The following is a 15964-nucleotide window of genomic DNA, read 5'->3' on the forward strand; positions in this document are numbered from 1 at the left end:
GATGAGCACGTCGCCCACCCCCGATCGGCGGCGGCTGCTGCGCCACCTGTTGATCGTGTTGATCATGGTGGTCTTCGCCTACCTGGTGGCGGTGACGGTGAGCATGCTCGTCGGCGACCAGCAGAAGCAAGCGGAGTTCGACCGGGTCGGCGGCACCCGAACCACCTGGACGCCGCAGACCGCCGACGGCGCGGCGCTGTCGACGGAGGGGATCAACCGCGCCGAGAAGGTCTTCGGCACCCGACTCAAAGCCGCCGGCGTCCGGAACGCGGAGGTCGCGGCCGACGACAACTCGGTCACCGTGAGCGTCCCTGGTGACGATCCCGACCTACCGGCCGATCTCGGCGCCCGCCGAGAACTGCTCGTGCGTCCGGTGATCGATTCCGTTCCCGCCGAATCGGCCGGCTCCGACCGCACCACCGCGACACCGGATCAGACCAAATCGCCGCTCGCCGAACGCATCCAAGCGCAGCGAGCCCTGCGCCAGAGCGACAACCCGCTCATCCAGGTCCAAGCGCTGCTCACCCAGGCCAAACGCTGCGGTCAGGACGACGACCCGTTGGCCGGCCGCGACGACCCGGCGCTGCCGCTGGTGACCTGCGCGGCCGACGCCACCATGGCCTATCTTCTGGGTCCGGCGATCCTCGACGGTGAGCAGATCGACCGTGCGAGCACCGAGCCCGACGGCAGCCGGGGCGCGTTGGTGAACCTGGTGCTCACCCGCGACGGCAAACGCGAATGGTCGCACTACACCGGTACCCATGTCGGGGAGGGCGTGGCGTTCACTCTGGACACCGCGGTGATCAGCGCCCCGGTGATCAACGAAGCGATGCCCGCCGAGGCCGTTCAACTCTCCGGGTACACCGACGAGCAGGCCGGCGATCTCGCCGACGCGATCAACGGCCGTGCGCTGCCGGTGGCGTTCGAGGCGACGCGAACCGAGCAGGTGGAGGCGACAGCGGCGTCGTCGAACTTCTCCTCACCGGAGTTCGGGCTGATCGCCGGGGGTTTCGTGCTGATGATCGCCCTGATCGGCGGGCTGGTGTTCGTGATGGCGCGCGAACGCTCCTGACACGCCGTCGGGGCCGGGTGATCAGGACGCCGAGGTGATCCGGTACACGTCGAAGACGCCTTCGACGTTGCGCACCACGTTGAGCAGATGCCCCAGATGCTTGGGATCGCCCATCTCGAAGCTGAACCGCGATACCGCCACCCGGTCACCGGAGGTGGTCACCGACGCGGACAGGATGTTGACCTTCTCGTCGGCCAACGCGTGGGTGATGTCGGAGAGCAACCGATGCCGGTCGAGGGCCTCGACCTGGATGGCCACCAAGAACACCGACGACGCCGACGGGTTCCACTTCACCTCGATGAGCCGTTCCGCCTGTTCGCGCAGCGACTCGGCGTTGGTGCAGTCGGTGCGGTGCACGCTGACCCCGCCGCCGCGCGTGACGAACCCCATGATGGTGTCGCCGGGCACCGGGGTGCAGCATTTGGCCAGTTTCGTCAACACCCCCGGCGCGCCGGGCACTTCGACTCCGACGTCGTCGCTGCGGCGCTCCCGGCGAGGCATCATGGTGGTCGGGGTGGACCGTTCGGCGAGTTCGTCCTCGGCGTCATCGTCGGCGCCGAGCGCGGTGACCAGCTTCTGCACCACATGGCGCGCCGAGGTGTGGCCCTCCCCCACCGCGGTGTAGAGCGCGGCGACGTCGGCGTAGTGCATCCCGCGGGCCAGATCGGCCATCGATTCACCGCTGACCAACCGCTGCAGTGGCAGTCCGATGCGGCGGACCTCCCGTGCGATGGCGTCCTTGCCGGACTCCAGCGCCTCCTCACGGCGCTCTTTGGCGAACCATTGACGGATCTTGGTTTTCGCCCGCGGTGAGACCACGAACGTCTGCCAGTCCCGCGACGGACCGGCGTTTTGGGCCTTGGAGGTGAAGACCTCGACCACTTCCCCGTTGTCGAGCTTGCGTTCCAAAGCCACGAGTCGACCGTTGACGCGCGCACCGATACAGCGGTGTCCCACCTCGGTGTGCACCGCGTAGGCGAAGTCGACCGGGGTCGACCCGGTGGGCAACGTGATCACATCCCCTTTGGGGGTGAACACGAAGATCTCTTTGACCGCCAGGTCGTAACGCAACGACTCCAGGAACTCGCCGGGGTCGGCGGCCTCCCGCTGCCAATCGAGCAACTGGCGCATCCACGCCATGTCGTCGATCTCGGCGGCGGTCTGCGGATGCGGAATATTGTTGCGGCCCTTGGCTTCTTTGTACCGCCAGTGCGCGGCGATCCCGTACTCGGCGGTGCGGTGCATCTCGCGGGTGCGGATCTGCACCTCCAGCGGCTTGCCCTCGGGCCCGACGACGGTGGTGTGCAGGCTCTGATACACCCCGAAGCGCGGTTGGGCTATGTAGTCCTTGAACCGACCGGCCATCGGTTGCCACAGCGAGTGCACCACCCCGACCGCGGCGTAGCAGTCTCGGATGTGGTCGCAGAGGATGCGGATACCGACCAGGTCGTGGATGTCGTCGAAGTCGCGGCCCTTGACGATCATCTTCTGATAGATCGACCAGTAGTGTTTGGGTCGACCCTCCACCGTCGCATCGATTTTCGCCGCCGTGAGAGTGGCGGTGATCTCCGAACGGACCTTGGCCAGATAGGTGTCGCGCGACGGGGCGCGATCAGCCACCAGGCGCACGATCTCTTCGTATTTCTTGGGGTGCAGGATCGCGAAGGACAGGTCCTCCAACTCCCACTTGACGGTGGCCATCCCCAGCCGGTGGGCCAGCGGGGCAATCACTTCCAGCGTCTCGCGGGATTTGGCGGCCTGTTTCTCCGGTGGCAGGAACCGGATCGTGCGCATATTGTGCAGCCGGTCGGCGACCTTGATCACCAGCACCCTCGGATCACGGGCCATCGCGATGATCATCTTGCGGATGGTCTCGCCCTCGGCGGCGCTGCCGAGCACCATCCGGTCCAGTTTGGTGACCCCGTCGACCAGGTGCGCGACCTCGTCGCCGAAGTCGGCCGAGAGCTCCTCGAGGCTGTACCCGGTGTCCTCGACGGTGTCGTGCAGCAACGCGGCCACCAGCGTGGTGGTGTCCATCCCGAGTTCGGCGAGGATGTTGGCCACCGCCACCGGGTGGGTGATGTAGGGGTCGCCGGACTTGCGCAATTGGGTCGCGTGACGCTGCTCAGCGACCCGATAGGCGCGACCCAGCACCGCGACGTCGGCCTTGGGGTAGATCTCGCGGTGCACCGCCACCAGGGGTTCGAGCACCGGGCTGATGCCGCTGCGCTGGGCGGTCATCCGCCGGGCCAGTCGGGCCCGCACCCGCCGCGACGCCGCCGCCGACGCCTTGAGAACGTCGGTGCGTTCGTTGGGCTCAGGCGGCAACACGTCGGCGACCGACATCGGCTGGGTGTGTTCCGACGGCGTTCGCCCAGGCCCCCGGTCTTCGTCAGCCACGTTGCTCACCTCCGCCCCGAGGATATCGCCCGCCGCCACCGGGCTGCTCCTGGTTGGCTCGCTCACATCTGGCACAGGCTGTACACCGGCACCGGGGCCACGGCGCGCCGGCCGTCGAGGGCCACCAGCTCCAGCACCACCGCCGCGGTCTGGACCCGTGCTCCGGCGCGGTCCAGCAGTCGATGCGCGGCCGCCAGCGTGCCACCGGTGGCCAGTACGTCATCGATGAGCACGACCCGGCGCCCGGCCAGCGCGAGCCCGTCTGCGGGGATTTCCAGCGTGGCCTGGCCGTACTCGAGTTGGTAGGTCTCCTGCAGCACCGGCGGCGGCAGCTTGCCCCCTTTGCGGATCGCCAGCACCCCGGTTCCGAGCCGGGCGGCGACCGCGGCGGCGACCAGGAATCCGCGTGCGTCGAGTCCGGCGACCAAATCGGCACCGAAGGCGACGTCGGCCAGCGCGTCGGTGATGGTGGTCAGCCCGTGGGCATCGGCGAACAGCGGGGTCAGATCCTTGAACGCGACGCCGGGGGTGGGAAAGTCCGGCACCTGGCGGGTGAGCGCCGCGATCGTCTCGGCGGTGGGACTCACCGCTTGAGGGCCCAGCGGTCCATGTTCCATCCGGCACCCCACCGCGTCGGGTTGGCGGCCACTCCGTCCATTTTCTGCGCGGTCAAAACCGTGCGCTGCTGGCGGTACAGCGGCAGAGTCGGCATGTCGGCCCAGAGCACCGGGGCCGCCTCGGCGAGCAGCCGGACCCGTTCGGCCGGGCTGACCACCACCGCGAGCGCCCCGATGATGAAGTCGATCTGGCCGTTGGCGTAGCCGGAGAGGTTGTTGCCGTTGCCGGTGTGCAGGCTGTAGGAGTCCACCCCCGGCGACCCGCTGGACCCGCTGCCGCTGGCGCCACCGAGGCTGGCGATCAGGATGTCGATGTCGCCGTCGCGCAGCGACCGCGCTCCCACGTCCATGCCTGCGGCGTCGGTGACGGTGATGCCGGCCGGACCGCACGCCGTGGCGATCTCCTCGACGACCACCGCCAGCCGCGGGTTGGGCCCGCGGTAGCCGATGCGCACCGCCAGCGGGGCGCCGCCCAGTTCAGCGCGGGCGGCGTCGGGGTTGGCGACGGTGAACTCCCCGGCCTCCGAGGCGCCCTCGGCACCGCTCAGCGCGTCGTCGAGGGTGGTCTGTAGCCGCGCGTTGGCGACCGGGACCCCGGCGTTGGCGGCGAGGACATCGCGGGGCGTGCACAGCGCCACCGCCCGGCGCGCCTCGGGGGCGGCCAGCGGACCGGAGGGGGCGAAGATGAGCTGTTCGATCCCGTCGGAGGGGGTGTCGAGTTCGCGGTAGTTGTCGGGAGTGGTCAACGGTCCGGCGGAGCCGGCGGCGATGTCCAGGACGTCGATGTCGCGCTTGTCGACACGATCTTGGATGTCGCTGCCCTTGGCCGAGACCGTGATCTGTTTGGTGACCGGCGCGATCTTCCACCACCGGTCGTTGGCGACGAGTACCACGGCACCGTCGTCACGAACCGAGTCGATGCGGTACGGACCCGACGACGGGAAATGGTCGGGGTCGATTCCGGGGTGCAGATCCCAGGTGGTGTTCCACACCTGGGCGATCTCGTCGACGACGGGGCTGTCCTCACCGAGCAGGGTCGCGGTGAGTTCGTCGGTGCTCAGGTCCATCTGATCGGCGATCACGTGCGACGGCAGGATCGAGGTCGCGGTGAACAACTCGTCGTAGTCGGTGAAGTTGCGGTTCTCCCCGAAGTGGACCTGCGCCGTGTTCGTCCCCGGCTCGCAGTCCACCCGGACGATGTCGGCGTAGCCGGCACGGTTGGCCGCGTCGAACGCCGGGAACCGACCGGACTGGGCCGCCCAGGTCAGCACCATGTCGTCGCAGGTGATCGGCACCCCGTCGGAGTAGACGGCATCCTCGTCGATGGTGTAATCCAAGATCAGCGGCGCCCGGCCCACCTCGGCGACGGTGCCGAAGTCGTAGTCGGCCACCACCTGGCCGTTGGGTCCGTGGTAGCTGAACCCGGTCAGGGTGCGGGCGAACGCTTGCGCACCGGCGGACGCCGCGCCGGCGACGGTGTTGGTGTTGTAGGTGGTCAGCGGCCCGTCGACCACATAGTCCAACCGCTTGGATCCCAGCGCCGAGCAGGCGGTCGGGCCCAGGGTCAGCAGCACGGCGCCGCTGAGCGCGATGACCAGGGCACGGCGGAGAGCCATCGGTTTACCGCCGTTTACCGCTGGGCCGCCCCTGCCGGCTGCGAGTGGGGCGATTCGGTTTCGCCCCCGGCGCCGGTTTCGCTGCGCTGCTCGTCGCGGTGTCGGCGTGCGCGGTACCCGCCTCGGCGGCGTCGGTCGCCGGGGCCGTGGTGTCGTCGGCCTCCTCCGGCGTGGCGTCGGAGGGTTCGGCGGTGTCGGCGGTGTCGGCGCGTGCGGTGCGGTTGCGCCGTTTGAGCACCTTGCGGGTGTGGTTGCGGACCAGTTCGGTGCGCTCACGCATCGACACCAGCAGCGGTGTGGCGAAGTAGATCGACGAGTACGTGCCGACGATGATCCCGACCAGCTGCACCAGCGCCAGGTCCTTGAGCATGCCCACGCCGAGCAGCCACACCGCGACGACCATCAGCGCGACGACCGGGATGACCGCGATGAGGCTGGTGTTGATCGAGCGCATGAACGTCTGGTTGACCGCCAGGTTGGCCTGTTCGGCATAGGTGCGTCGGGTGGTGTGCTGGAAGCCGTGGGTGTTCTCCTCGACCTTGTCGAACACGATCACGGTGTCGTAGATCGAGAAGCCCAGAATCGTCAGCCAACCGATGACGGTGGCCGGGGTGACCTCGAACCCGACCGCTGCATACACCCCGGCGGTCACCACCAGGTCGAAGACCAGCGATGCCAGCGCCGACAGCGCCATGTAGCGCTCGTATCGCACGGTGATGTAGAGCGCGACGAGCACCAGGAACACCACGATGGCCTGCGCGGCCTTGATGGTGATCTGCCCGCCCCAGGTCTCGGAGACCGCCGAGTCGCTGATGGCGGACTCGCTGGGCTGCCCCTCGGCGTCGAGCGGGTGGAACGCGTCGAACAGGGCGGTCTTCAGCGCCGCGGTCTGGTCGGTGTCGAGTGCCTGGGAACGGATCTGGATGGTCTTCGACCCGCCGGAGCCGACCTCGACGACCGCCTCGGGGGCGAAGCCGACACTGTCGGAGAACACCTGCTGCACCTGGGAGATTTCGGCGTCGCCGCGGGGGAACGACACCGTGGTGCCGCCCTCGAAGTCGATGCCGAAGGTGAACCCCCGGATCAGGATCGCCGCGATCGACAGAACGAACATCGCGCCGCTCACCGCGTACCACAGCCGGCGTTTGCCGATCACCTCGAACGCGCCGGTACCGGTGTAGAGACGGTTGAGGAAGCCGTGGTGGGGCATCTGCGCATCCGCCGGCGAGGCGGTCAACTCGGTCGCCGCGCTGGCCATGCCGTCGTCGGTCGTCGTCTTCGCACTCATCGCGCTGTCCCCGTCCCGGCCCGTGCCGCCGATGTCGTCGCCGCGCGGCCCAGGGCCCGCCGTTCGCGGGCGACCTGTTGGACCGCCCCGAGGCCGTTGTAGGCCGGCTTGGCCAGCCTCGTCGACTTCGAGGTGAGATACACCAATGGCCAGGTCACCAGGAACACCACCACGATGTCGAGCAGGGTGATCAGCCCGAGGGTGAACGCGAAGCCCTTGACCTGGCCGATGGAGAGCACATAGAGCACCGCAGCGGCCAAGAATGTCACCGCGTTGCCCGACACGATGGTCTTGCGGGCCCGCGCCCAACCCCGCGGCACCGCCGACCGGTAGGAGCGTCCCTCCCGGATCTCGTCCTTGATGCGCTCGAAATACACCACGAACGAGTCGGCGGTGGTGCCGATACCGATGATCAGACCGGCGATGCCGGCCAGATCCAGGGTGTAGTTGATCTGACGGCCCAGCAACACCAGCACGCCGTAGGCCATCACCCCGGCGAGTACCAGCGACAGCGCGGTCAGGATCCCGAGCACGCGGTAGTAGATCAGTGCGTAGATCAGCACCAACACCAGCCCGATCGCGCCCGCGAGCAGCCCGGCCTCCATCGCCTGTAGCCCCATCGACGCCGAAACGGTCTGGGCCTCGGAGGCTTCGAACGACAGCGGCAGCGAGCCGTATTTCAGGGCGTTGGCCAGCTCGGCGGCGTCTGATTTGGTGAAGTTCCCGGTGATCTGGGTGCGCCCGCCGGGGATGGCTTCGCGGATCACCGGGGCGCTGACCACCTGGGAGTCCAGGGTGAACGCGGTGCCGGTGCCGATGTTCTGGGCGGTGAACTTCGCCCAGGTGTCGGCGGCCTCGCTTTTGAAGCTGACGTCGACGACATTGCCGCCGCCCTGCGGATCCATGCCGGAGGTGGCGTCTTTGATCTGGTCGCCGCTGATGATCGACGGGGCCAGCAGGTAGGCGGTCTGCCCGTCGGTCGAGCAGGTCACCAGCGGCAGCTCCGGGTCGTCGTTGCCGGCGAGCACGTCCTCTTCACCGCAGCGCTGCGCCTGCGCGAGCAGCGCCTGGATCTGGATGAACTGGACGTCGCTCTGGCGCACCTTCTTTTCGATCTCGATGCGTTTGGCCAGCGCTTCACGTTTGTTACCGGGGGCCGCCGGCTCGTCGGTCGGTTGATCGCCGGGGTTCTTCTCGTCGCCGGGCTGCTTCTCATCGCCGGGCTTTTCACTCGGCGCCGGGCTCTCCGCGCTCGGCGACGGGCTCTCCGCGCTCGGCGACGGGGTGGGGGTCGGCGGCGGCGGATCGGCCGGGAAGGGCCGCGGCTGCGGAGCGGGGGTCTCCGCACCCGGAACTGCCGGGATCGTCGGGGTGTCGGCCGGGGCCTTCTCGGCCGGGGCGGTGTCGGCCGGGGCCTTCTCGGCCGGAGCGGTGTCGGGCAGCTCCGCGGCCGGCACATCGGCGTCGTCGGGCAACTCAGCCGGTGGCCCACCCGGCATTTCCTGGCCCTCACCCTGGCCCTCGCCCTGGTCCTCGGCGTTGCGTGCCGGGATCTGCTCCATCACCGGACGCACATACAGCCGGGCGGTCTGGCCGAGGTTGCGGGCCTCGTCGCCGTCGGTGCCGGGCACCGTGATCACCAGGTTGTCGCCGTCGATGACCACCTCGGAGCCGGAGACACCGAGCCCGTTGACGCGGGCTCCGATGATCTCTTGGGCCTTCAGCAGCGCGTCACGGGTCGGTTTGGACCCGTCGGGGGTGCGCGCGGTCAGTGTGACGCGGGTGCCGCCCTGCAGGTCGATACCGAGTTTGGGTTCGGGTTTTTTGTCACCGGTCAGGAACACCAGCAGAAAAGTGCCGATGAGCAGCGCCAGAAACGCCGACAAGTAGCGGGCAGGATGCACCGGCGCCGAAGGCGATGCCACGTTTTGCGTCTCCTCGCTTGACGATCAGTTCGACAGCACCCGCAAACAGTACGGGGCGCTGAGCCGGTTCTCAGTCCCTGGTCGACGGTTCGGCGTCGGAGTCGCTGAGTTCAACGGCCTCCGGGGCGGCGTCGGGCTCGATGCGGTCCCGGATCGCCAGGGTCATCCAGGTGGTCACGACCCCGGGAGCGATCTCCAGGTCGACGGTGTCGTCGGCGATCCCGGTGATGGTGCCCTCCAGCCCCGAAGTGGTGTGCACCCGGTCACCGATCCGCAGCGATTCGTGCAGATCGATGGTGGCCTGCATGGCGCGCTTCTGCCGACGAGACGCAAAGAACATGAACGCGCCCAGCACGACGAATATCGGCAGGAAGATGACCAGTTGATCCATGACGGCGACAATCTTTCAGGGTTGCTCTATTTCGACAGGTCACCAGTGTGCCATTACCGTCGGGCTCCGCCTGCGGGGACCGGCAATTCCGACGACCGCTACGCAGACGCGGCGGCGAGCTCATAAGCTGGTGCCACCACGGTAACCCTGGTTGGAGGCCCCCGATGACGCGATCACCGAAGCACGCCCCGTCCCGTACGCCGGTCTTGGCGGCCCTGGCTCCCCTGGTCATGGCGGTGCTGGCCCCGTTGGGCACAGTGGCCGTCGCCACGGCGCCCACCGCGTCGGCCGCCCCGATGAACTGCGCCCCCGGCGAGTGGTGGGACCCCACCGCCAACGTCTGCCGGCCCCTCGGCGTCGGCCCGCAACCGCTCAACTGTGCCGCCGGCGAATGGTGGGACCCCACCGCCAACGTCTGCCGGCCCCTCGGCGTCGGCCCGCAACCGCTCAACTGCGACAACGGCTGGTGGTGGGACCCGACGATCAACGAGTGCGCCCCGCCGGTGGTGCCGCCCAACTGATCCCCGCTCGGGCCGCGCACCCCGCACTGTGACGCGGGACGCGGCGTCGCACTGCGGTGGTGCAATTCACAGACGGCGGCGCCGGCGCCGCCGTTTCCAAATTAACTTAGTTTTGCTAACGTAGTTTTTGTTGGGCGCAGTGCAGAGCCCACCTACTTGCCCTTTGATCATGTTGAGGTTTTGTTATGTCTGTTGACGCTCACGACGAGGAACAACTCCGTCGCATCACCACCCTGGCCGACACCGACCCGCAGTTCGCCGCGGCCCAGCCGTCGCCGTCGGTCGCCGCCGCCGTGGAGGAGCCGGGCCTGACGCTGGCACAGACCATTCAGACGGTGCTCGACGGCTACGCCGACCGGCCCGCGCTCGGGCAGCGCAAGGTCGAGTTCGTCACCGACGCAACCGGGCGCACCGGTGTCGCCGCGCTACCGGAATTCGAGACCATCACCTACCGCGAACTCTCCGACCGCGTCGCGGCCGTTGCCGCGACCTGGCGCGCCGAGTCGGTGGCGCCCGGCGACCGGGTCACGGTGCTGGGGTTCACCAGCGTCGACTACACCGTCGTCGACATCGCCCTGGCCACGACGGGTGCGGTCTCGGTGCCACTGCAGACCAGTGCCGCGCCGGCCCAGTTGGCGCCGATCGTCGCCGAGACCGAACCGGTGGTTTTCGCCGCCAGCGTCAACAACCTCTCCGACGCGGTGCCCCTCGTGCACGACGCGCCGAGCGTGACCCGACTGGTCGTCTTCGACTACCTCGACCGGGTCGATGAGCACCGTGAGGCCCTGGAGTCCGCCCGCACCGGACTGGCCGACACCACCGTCGTGGTCGAGACGTTGGCCGACGTCGCCGCGCGGGGCGCCACCCTGCCGCCGGCACCGGCATCGCCCGCCGATGACTCCGATGATTCGCTGGCGCTGCTGATCTACACCTCCGGGTCCACCGGCGCCCCCAAAGGCGCGATGTACCCGGCGCGCAACGCCGCCAAGATGTGGCGGCGCTCCAACAAGGACTGGTTCGGCCCGAGCGCGGCGTCGATCACCTTGAACTTCATGCCGATGAGCCACGTCATGGGCCGCGGCATCCTCTACGGCACCCTGGCCAACGGCGGCACCGCCTACTTCGCGGCCCGCAGCGACCTGTCGACCTTCCTCGAGGACCTGGCGCTGGTGCGGCCCACCGAGTTGAACTTCGTGCCCCGTATCTGGGAGATGCTCTACCAGGAATTCCAGTCCGAGGTCGACCGCACCCTGGCCGCCGGCGGCGGGGAGCGCGCCGAGGTCGAGGAGCGGGTGCTTGCCGCCCAGCGAAAGGATCAGCTCGGCGGACGGTTCATCTTCGTGATGACCGGCTCGGCGCCGATCTCCGACGAGCTCAAGGCGTGGGTGTCGGCGCTGGTCGAGCAGCCGGTGCTCAACGGCTACGGCTCGACCGAGGCCGGCATGGTCACCTTCGACGGTGAGGTGCAGCGCCCGCCGGTGCTCGACTACAAGCTGGTCGACGTCCCGGACCTGGGCTACTTCGCCACCGACCACCCGTTCCCGCGCGGTGAGCTGCTGCTCAAGACGGAGAACATGTTCCCCGGCTACTACAAGCGCCCGGAGGTCACCGCCGAGGTCTTCGACGCCGACGGGTTCTACCGCACGGGCGATGTGGTCGCCGAGGTCGGACCGGACCAATTGGTCTACGTCGACCGCCGCAACAACGTGCTCAAGCTGGCCCAGGGTGAGTTCGTCACCGTCGCCAAACTCGAGGCGGTCTTCGGAAACAGTCCCCTGGTGCGCCAGATCTACATCTACGGCAACAGCGCCCAGCCCTACCTGCTGGCCGTGGTGGTGCCCACCCCGGAGGCTCTCGAGGCCCACAGCCTCGAAGACCTCAAGCCGATGATCTCCGCGTCGTTGCAGGATGTGGCGCGCGAGACCGGTTTGCAGTCCTACGAGGTGCCGCGGGACTTCCTCATCGAGGCCACCCCGTTCACCCTGGAGAACGGACTGTTGACCGGGATCCGCAAGCTGGCGTGGCCGAAACTCAAGGCGCACTACGGTGAACGGCTCGAAGCGCTGTACGCGGAACTGGCCGACAGCCAGGCCAACGAGCTCAACGAGCTGCGCCGCAACGGCGCCGACGCGCCGGTGCTGGCCACGGTCGGCCGGGCTGCGGCGGCACTGCTCGGCGCAGCCAGCGCCGACATCTCCCCGGATGCGCACTTCACCGACCTGGGCGGGGATTCGCTGTCGGCGTTGACCTTCGCCAACCTGCTGCACGAGATCTACGACATCGATGTTCCGGTCGGTGTGATCGTCAGCCCGGCAACACATCTCGCTGACCTCGCCGCTTACATCGAGACCGAGCGTCAGGGCTCTCGCCGGCCCACGTTCGCCTCGGTGCACGGCCGCGACGCGGTCGAAGTCGCTGCCGCCGACCTGACCTTGGACAAGTTCCTCGACGAGGCCACCCTGGCCGCCGCGCCGAGCCTGCCCGGCCCCGCCGAGCAGGTGCGCACCGTACTGCTGACCGGAGCGACCGGATTCCTCGGCCGCTACCTGGCGCTGGAGTGGCTGGAGCGGCTGGACTTAGTCGACGGCACCCTGATCTGTGTGGTGCGGGCCAAGTCCGACGAGGAGGCACGCGCACGGTTGGACGCCACGTTCGACAGCGGGGATCCGAAGTTGTGGGCCCGCTACACCGAGTTGGCCGCCAAGCACCTGCAGGTGCTGGCCGGCGACAAGGGAGAGGAGAACCTCGGGCTGCCGGTGGCCACCTGGGAACACCTGGCCGACACCGTCGACGTGATCGTCGACCCGGCCGCCCTGGTCAACCACGTGCTGCCCTACAGCCAGCTGTTCGGGCCGAACGCCGCCGGTACCGCGGAGCTCCTGCGGTTGGCGCTGACCGGCAAACAGAAGCCCTACACCTATGTGTCGACGATCGGGGTCGGCGACCAGATCACGCCGGGTGAGTTCACCGAGGACGCCGACGTGCGGGTGATGAGCCCGGTGCGTGCGATCAACGACGGCTACGCCAACGGGTACGGCAACAGCAAGTGGGCCGGTGAGGTTCTGCTGCGCGAGGCCCACGACCTGTGCGGCCTGCCGGTCGCGGTGTTCCGCTGCGACATGATCCTCGCCGACACCAGCTACGCCGGCCAGCTCAACCTGCCCGACATGTTCACCCGGACCATGTTCTCGTTGGTGGCCAGCGGGATCGCCCCCGGTTCGTTCTACGAGCTCGACTCCGAAGGCAACCGTCAGCGTGCCCACTACGACGGGCTGCCGGTGGAGTTCATCGCCGAGGCGATCACCACGCTGGGTGCCGGGCCTGCCGCCGGCGGGTTCTCCACCTACCACGTGATGAACCCCTGGGATGACGGCCTGGGCATGGACGAGTTCGTCGACTGGCTCATCGAGGCGGGCTACCCGATCACCCGGATCGCCGAGTATGGCGACTGGCTGCAACGGTTCGAGACCAGCCTGCGGGCGATGCCGGAACGGCAACGCAACGCCTCGCTGCTGCCGTTGCTGCACAACTACCAGAAGCCGGAGCCACCGATCCGCGGATCGATCGCCCCGACCGATCGGTTTCGGGCGGCGGTGCAGGAGGCGAAGGTCGGCGCGGACAAGGACATCCCGCATGTCACCCGGGCGGTCATCGTCAAATACATCACCGATCTGGAGCTGCTCGGACTGCTCTGAGTCCCTCACGAGCTCACACGGGCCCACGCGCCCCGATTCGGCGTTGAATCGGGGCGCGCGGGTCTGTTGGTGCGAGACGGACGCTGCGATCCGGGTCGGTGGGCGCCTCGTGGCGGGGTCGCTGCTGAAATCGACGCTAGATCCGGCGTTTTAGCCCGTTTTTCGGGCCTCTGTGTCCACCAGCGTGTCGATCTCAGCAGCCATCGCGCCGATTTTGGGCGTCCGCCTACTCGAATAGGCCCTGCTGGCCGGCTCCGGCCGGGGGCACCAGCCCCAGATGCGTCCAGGCCGCCGGGGTGGCCACCCGCCCCCGGGGCGTTCGGGCGATCATGCCGGCCCGCACCAGAAACGGCTCGCACACCTCCTCGACGGTGGCGGCCTCCTCCCCCACCGCCACCGCCAGCGTCGACACGCCCACCGGGCCGCCACCGAAACTGCGGGTCAGCGCTGTGAGCACCGCGCGGTCGAGGCGATCAAGACCGAGCTCATCGACGTCGTAGACCTCCAGCGCCGCCTGGGCCACCCCGCGGGTGATCACCCCGTCGGCGCGCACCTCGGCGTAGTCACGCACCCGGCGCAGCAGCCGGTTGGCGATCCGCGGGGTGCCCCGCGACCGCCGGGCGATCTCCGCACCGGCCTCGGTGCCCAACTCAATACCCAGGATGCCCGCCGAGCGGGCCAGCACCCGTTCCAACTCCGCGGGCTCGTAGAAGTCCATGTGGGCGGTGAAGCCGAACCGATCGCGCAGCGGGCCGGTCAACGCCCCCGAGCGGGTGGTCGCCCCCACCAGGGTGAACGGCGCCACCTCCAACGGAATCGACGTCGCCCCAGGGCCTTTGCCGACCACCACGTCGACCCGGAAGTCCTCCATCGCCAGATACAGCATCTCTTCGGCGGGGCGGGCGATGCGGTGGATCTCGTCGATGAACAACACGTCGTGTTCGACCAGATTGGACAGCATCGCGGCCAGATCACCCGCTCGTTCGAGCGCCGGCCCGGAGGTGACCCGCAACGAGGAGCCCAGTTCGGCGGCGATGATCATCGCCAGTGAAGTTTTCCCGAGACCCGGCGGCCCCGACAACAGGATGTGATCCGGTGTGCCGCCGCGGTTTTTGGCCCCCTCGATGACCAGTTGCAGTTGTTCCCGCACCCGCGGCTGGCCGATGAACTCCCCGAGCGAGCGGGGCCGAAGCCCGGCGTCGATGTCCCCCTCGCCGACGGTCAACGCCGGGGAGACATCCCGGTCCTCGGAGTCGGTGGGTTCGCTCATTTCTTGCCCAACAACGACAGCGCGGCGCGAAGCGCACCGGAGGTGGTGACACCCTCGGGGTCGTCACGCCAACTCGCCAGCACCCGATCGGTGGCGCTCTCCGCCTGTTTCGCCGCAAAGCCCAGGCCGACAAGAGCTTCCACCACCGGGGCGCGTACTCCGTGTGCCTCCGCAGCGGCGGGTTCACCGGCGCTGGGGACAGCGCCGACCTTGTCGCGCAACTCCAGCACCATCCTCTCGGCGCTGCGTTTGCCGACCCCGGGCACCCGGGTCAACGCCGCGATGTCACCGTCGGCCAAGGCCTGGCGCAGCGCCGTCGCATCGTGCACCGCCAGGGTCGCCAGCGCGATCTTCGGCCCGATGCCCGACACCGACAGCAACGTCTGGAACAGGTCACGGTGTTCGAGGTCGGGAAAGCCGTAGAGGGTCTGGGAGTCTTCCCGCACGATCAACGCGGTGATCAACCGGGCCTCGGTTCCGCGGCGCAGCGTCGACAGGGTCGCCGGAGTGGCGTTGACCTGGTAGCCGACCCCGGCGGCCTCGATCACGGCGTGGTCCAACGCGATCTCGAGCACTTCACCGCGCACCGAGGCGATCATGCGCGCGCCGCCTTAAGCCGGGCCTGGTACTTGCGGCGCTGCTCGGCGGCCAGCGCCTCCGCCGCCGCCATCCGGGCGATCATCGGGGCCCGCCAACAGTGGCAGATCGCCAACGCCAGCGCATCGGCCGCATCCGCCGGGGTGGGCTTTTGCTGGAGTTCCAGGATGCGGGTCACCATCGCAGTGACCTGGGCTTTGTCGGCGCGGCCGTTACCGGTGACCGCCGCCTTGACCTCGCTGGGGGTGTGGAAATGCACGTCGATGTCGCGACGGGCCGCCGCCAGGGCGATCACCCCGGCGGCCTGGGCGGTGCCCATCGCGGTGTTGGCGTTGGCGTTGGCGAACACCCGCTCCACCGCAACGACGTCGGGGCGGTGCGTGTCGAGCCAGTGATCCACGGCGTCGCTGATGGACAGTAGGCGCCGGTGCACCGGATCGGCGGCCGGGGTGCGCACCACGTCGACGTCCAGGGCGATGACCGCCCGGCCACGGCCGCCCTCGACCACCGAGAGCCCACACCGGGTCAACCCGGGGTCGACACCCATCACCCGCACGCAGCATCCCTTCACA

At 68.7% G+C, this 15964-nt stretch carries 12 protein-coding genes; 3 read left to right on the forward strand and 9 right to left on the reverse strand.

The features are described 5' to 3' along the window. Nucleotide 1 precedes the first annotated feature (1 nt). The gene (locus tag B8W67_RS06215) at nucleotides 2-1072 is read left to right on the forward strand and encodes a SecDF P1 head subdomain-containing protein (protein ID WP_069392847.1); all 1071 of its coding nucleotides are present in this window, start codon (nucleotides 2-4) and stop codon (nucleotides 1070-1072) included. Between the two features lie 21 nt (nucleotides 1073-1093). Here B8W67_RS06215 and B8W67_RS06220 read toward each other — a convergent pair whose 3' ends face one another. From B8W67_RS06220 to yajC, 6 genes are all read right to left on the reverse strand, one after another. Beyond that, complete coding sequence (locus B8W67_RS06220; protein WP_069392848.1) at nucleotides 1094-3418, reverse strand: RelA/SpoT family protein; 2325 nt, start codon at nucleotides 3416-3418, stop codon at nucleotides 1094-1096. A 116-nt stretch (nucleotides 3419-3534) separates the two neighbouring features. After that, the gene (locus B8W67_RS06225) at nucleotides 3535-4089 is read right to left on the reverse strand and encodes an adenine phosphoribosyltransferase (RefSeq protein WP_069392849.1); all 555 of its coding nucleotides are present in this window, start codon (nucleotides 4087-4089) and stop codon (nucleotides 3535-3537) included. After that, on the reverse strand, nucleotides 4056-5705 hold the full coding sequence (locus B8W67_RS06230) for an ABC transporter substrate-binding protein (RefSeq protein ID WP_069392850.1): 1650 nt from the start codon (nucleotides 5703-5705) through the stop codon (nucleotides 4056-4058). Before B8W67_RS06230 ends, B8W67_RS06225 begins: the two co-directional genes overlap by 34 nt. 4 nt (nucleotides 5706-5709) lie before the next feature. Beyond that, complete coding sequence (secF, locus tag B8W67_RS06235; RefSeq protein WP_372507432.1) at nucleotides 5710-6963, reverse strand: protein translocase subunit SecF; 1254 nt, start codon at nucleotides 6961-6963, stop codon at nucleotides 5710-5712. Between the two features lie 26 nt (nucleotides 6964-6989). Continuing rightward, the gene (gene secD / locus B8W67_RS06240) at nucleotides 6990-8918 is read right to left on the reverse strand and encodes a protein translocase subunit SecD (protein ID WP_085302978.1); all 1929 of its coding nucleotides are present in this window, start codon (nucleotides 8916-8918) and stop codon (nucleotides 6990-6992) included. 70 nt (nucleotides 8919-8988) lie between these two features. After that, a complete protein-coding gene (yajC, locus tag B8W67_RS06245; protein WP_069392853.1) occupies nucleotides 8989-9309 on the reverse strand; it encodes a preprotein translocase subunit YajC in 321 nt (106 codons plus the stop codon). A gap of 230 nt (nucleotides 9310-9539) precedes the next feature. Between yajC and B8W67_RS06250 the strand changes: the two genes are divergently transcribed. Further along, complete coding sequence (locus tag B8W67_RS06250) at nucleotides 9540-9830, forward strand: hypothetical protein (RefSeq protein ID WP_069392854.1); 291 nt, start codon at nucleotides 9540-9542, stop codon at nucleotides 9828-9830. Nucleotides 9831-10015: 185 nt separating this feature from the next. Further along, nucleotides 10016-13525, forward strand: a complete 3510-nt coding sequence (gene car, locus B8W67_RS06255; protein WP_085302980.1) for a carboxylic acid reductase — start codon at nucleotides 10016-10018, stop codon at nucleotides 13523-13525. Nucleotides 13526-13751: 226 nt separating this feature from the next. On the opposite strand, the gene ruvB is transcribed toward car, so the two are convergent. The 3 genes from ruvB to ruvC are packed head-to-tail and all read right to left on the reverse strand — an operon-like array spanning nucleotide 13752 to nucleotide 15948. Further along, the gene (gene ruvB, locus B8W67_RS06260; protein ID WP_069392856.1) at nucleotides 13752-14795 is read right to left on the reverse strand and encodes a Holliday junction branch migration DNA helicase RuvB; all 1044 of its coding nucleotides are present in this window, start codon (nucleotides 14793-14795) and stop codon (nucleotides 13752-13754) included. Continuing rightward, nucleotides 14792-15394: a Holliday junction branch migration protein RuvA gene (gene ruvA / locus B8W67_RS06265; protein ID WP_085302982.1), complete on the reverse strand. Its 603-nt coding sequence runs from the start codon at nucleotides 15392-15394 to the stop codon at nucleotides 14792-14794. The genes ruvB and ruvA overlap by 4 nt, the downstream gene beginning before the upstream one ends. Then, nucleotides 15391-15948 carry a crossover junction endodeoxyribonuclease RuvC gene (ruvC, locus tag B8W67_RS06270; protein ID WP_069392858.1) on the reverse strand — a complete coding sequence of 186 codons (558 nt, stop codon included), beginning with the start codon at nucleotides 15946-15948 and terminating at the stop codon, nucleotides 15391-15393. The genes ruvA and ruvC overlap by 4 nt, the downstream gene beginning before the upstream one ends. Between the last annotated feature and the right edge of the window lie 16 nt (nucleotides 15949-15964).

Source organism: Mycolicibacillus koreensis, from assembly GCF_002104795.1.
Classification (GTDB): Bacteria; Actinomycetota; Actinomycetes; order Mycobacteriales; family Mycobacteriaceae; genus Mycobacterium; species Mycobacterium koreense.

What these genes read in the sequence shown, in the direction of transcription:
- B8W67_RS06215 (WP_069392847.1), top strand. Translation starts at nt 2, where the DNA reads ATGAGCACGTCGCCCACCCCCGATCGGCGGCGGCTGCTGCGCCACCTG.
- B8W67_RS06220 (WP_069392848.1), bottom strand. Translation starts at nt 3,418, where the DNA reads ATGTCGGTCGCCGACGTGTTGCCGCCTGAGCCCAACGAACGCACCGAC.
- B8W67_RS06225 (WP_069392849.1), bottom strand. Translation starts at nt 4,089, where the DNA reads ATGGAACATGGACCGCTGGGCCCTCAAGCGGTGAGTCCCACCGCCGAG.
- B8W67_RS06230 (WP_069392850.1), bottom strand. Translation starts at nt 5,705, where the DNA reads ATGGCTCTCCGCCGTGCCCTGGTCATCGCGCTCAGCGGCGCCGTGCTG.
- secF (WP_372507432.1), bottom strand. Translation starts at nt 6,963, where the DNA reads ATGGCCAGCGCGGCGACCGAGTTGACCGCCTCGCCGGCGGATGCGCAG.
- yajC (WP_069392853.1), bottom strand. Translation starts at nt 9,309, where the DNA reads ATGGATCAACTGGTCATCTTCCTGCCGATATTCGTCGTGCTGGGCGCG.
- B8W67_RS06250 (WP_069392854.1), top strand. Translation starts at nt 9,540, where the DNA reads ATGGCGGTGCTGGCCCCGTTGGGCACAGTGGCCGTCGCCACGGCGCCC.
- car (WP_085302980.1), top strand. Translation starts at nt 10,016, where the DNA reads ATGTCTGTTGACGCTCACGACGAGGAACAACTCCGTCGCATCACCACC.
- ruvB (WP_069392856.1), bottom strand. Translation starts at nt 14,795, where the DNA reads ATGAGCGAACCCACCGACTCCGAGGACCGGGATGTCTCCCCGGCGTTG.
- ruvA (WP_085302982.1), bottom strand. Translation starts at nt 15,394, where the DNA reads ATGATCGCCTCGGTGCGCGGTGAAGTGCTCGAGATCGCGTTGGACCAC.